General features: G+C 54.8%; 3 protein-coding genes. 2 read left to right on the top strand and 1 reads right to left on the bottom strand.

What is annotated here, in order from left to right; all coding sequences use genetic code 11:
• Both rho and ACLL9E_RS08885 read left to right on the top strand, forming a co-directional pair.
• On the top strand, positions 1 to 710 hold a 710-nt coding region (rho, locus tag ACLL9E_RS08890), incomplete at its 5' end, for a transcription termination factor Rho (RefSeq protein WP_411291384.1).
• A gap of 17 nt (positions 711 to 727) precedes the next feature.
• Positions 728 to 1,456, top strand: coding sequence for a YjbE family putative metal transport protein (locus ACLL9E_RS08885; RefSeq protein ID WP_411291383.1), 729 nt, complete (start codon positions 728 to 730; stop codon positions 1,454 to 1,456).
• A gap of 36 nt (positions 1,457 to 1,492) precedes the next feature.
• On the opposite strand, the gene ACLL9E_RS08880 is transcribed toward ACLL9E_RS08885, so the two are convergent.
• Positions 1,493 to 1,883, bottom strand: a 391-nt coding sequence (locus ACLL9E_RS08880; RefSeq protein ID WP_411291382.1) for a dienelactone hydrolase family protein, incomplete at its 5' end; no start/stop codon positions are given.

Here is a 1,883-nt window from a genome sequence, read left to right as displayed (position 1 = left end):
GTAAAACCGTGTTGCTGCAGAACATCGCGCGCGCCATTACCGAGAACCATCCAGAGGTGTTCCTGATCGTCCTGTTGATCGATGAACGGCCCGAGGAAGTTACCGATATGCAGCGGTCCGTGAAGGGTGAGGTTGTGTCTTCAACCTTCGATGAGCCCGCAACGCGACACGTGCAAGTCGCTGAAATGGTTATTGAAAAAGCGAAACGTCTGGTTGAACATAAGCACGACGTCGTCATCCTGCTTGACTCCATCACGCGTCTTGGCCGCGCCTATAACACTGTTGTGCCATCATCCGGCAAAGTACTCACCGGCGGTGTCGATGCCAACGCCTTGCAACGTCCAAAGCGCTTCTTCGGTGCTGCCCGGAACATCGAGGAAGGTGGCTCGTTGTCCATCATCGCAACGGCCTTGATCGATACCGGCAGCCGTATGGATGAAGTTATTTTTGAAGAGTTCAAGGGTACGGGTAACTCCGAAATCGTGCTGGATCGCAAGGTCGCCGACAAGCGCATCTTCCCGGCACTTGATGTCGGCAAGTCCGGTACGCGTAAGGAAGAATTGTTGGTCGAGGAAGGCAAGCTCAAGAAAATGTGGGTGCTTCGCCGAATCCTCATGCAGATGGGCACTATCGACGCGATGGAGTTCCTGCTCGACAAGATGAAGGATTCGAAGACCAACGAAGACTTTTTTGACTCGATGAACCAGTAAGCAGCAGGTCTGAAAAGATGTTTGAATTTTTGATTGCAACCACGGCAGCGGCAACTTCATTGGGCGGACCCGCCGACATTTGGGCCGCCATCGTGAAGGATTTCTCCAACATTACCGAGCCTGCGGCATTTGCCGCGTTCATCCAAGTGTTGTTGATCGATCTGGTGCTGGCTGGCGACAATGCCATTGTCGTGGGCGCTTTGGCTGCAGGATTGCCGCCGGAGCAGCGCAAGAAGGTCATCCTGATCGGTGTGCTGGCAGCATTGGTGCTCCGCATAATTTTCGCGCTCATGGTCACATGGCTGCTTGGCATTGTTGGTCTGGTATTGGCGGGTGGCCTGCTGCTTTTGTGGGTCGCCTGGCGCATGTACCGCGATATCAAAGGCCATGCCGGCGAGTCTGCCGGTTCACCTGAAATCGCCGGTGATGAACATTCAGGCTTGAAATCAACGAAGACCTTTGCTGGCGCGGCATGGGGCGTCGCTGTTGCCGACGTATCGATGAGCCTCGATAACGTTCTGGCCGTCGCTGGCGCAGCGCGTGAACATCCCGGGATTCTTATTGTCGGCTTGATTTTTGCGGTCGCCCTCATGGGCATCGCGGCCAATATCATTGCGCAATATATCGAACGCTACCGCTGGATCGCGTGGGTTGGCCTGGTCGTGATTGTCTACGTCGCGGGCAAGATGATCTATGAAGGCTGGAGCGAAGTTCAGCCTTATGCAGCGAGCTTTGCGGGTATGTAATGAATGAGGGCTCCCCGCACAGGGAGCCCTTTTCCTTTAAGCCAGATTGTCTTCAAAAAATGCCATCGTCCGTGCATCCGCCAGTTGCGCGCCTGCCTCATTACGACGATCGCCCACTTCGGTGGCAAAACCATGGTCTAGGCCATCATAGTCGTACAAGGTCACCTTTGGATGATGGCCAAGCCCGGCATGCATCGCTGCTTGCGCGTCCGGTCCGACAAAATGGTCAGCGGTTGGAATATGCAGCATCAGCGGGTTGGCTATGGCATGACTTTCGTTCAACATCTGATCGATCATCACGCCATAATATCCAACCGACGCGCTGATATCTGTGCGTGTTGCGGCCATATAGGCCAGCCTTCCGCCCAGACAATAACCGACACAGCCGATCTTTTGTACAGGCGCGTGGCTGGATAGTCCTTTGCGA

The sequence above is a fragment of the Sphingorhabdus sp. genome (genome assembly GCF_046596595.1).
GTDB lineage: Bacteria > Pseudomonadota > Alphaproteobacteria > Sphingomonadales > Sphingomonadaceae > Sphingorhabdus_B.
Note: the sequence above shows the minus strand (reverse complement) of the source record. Positions and strands in the feature narration are given on the sequence as shown.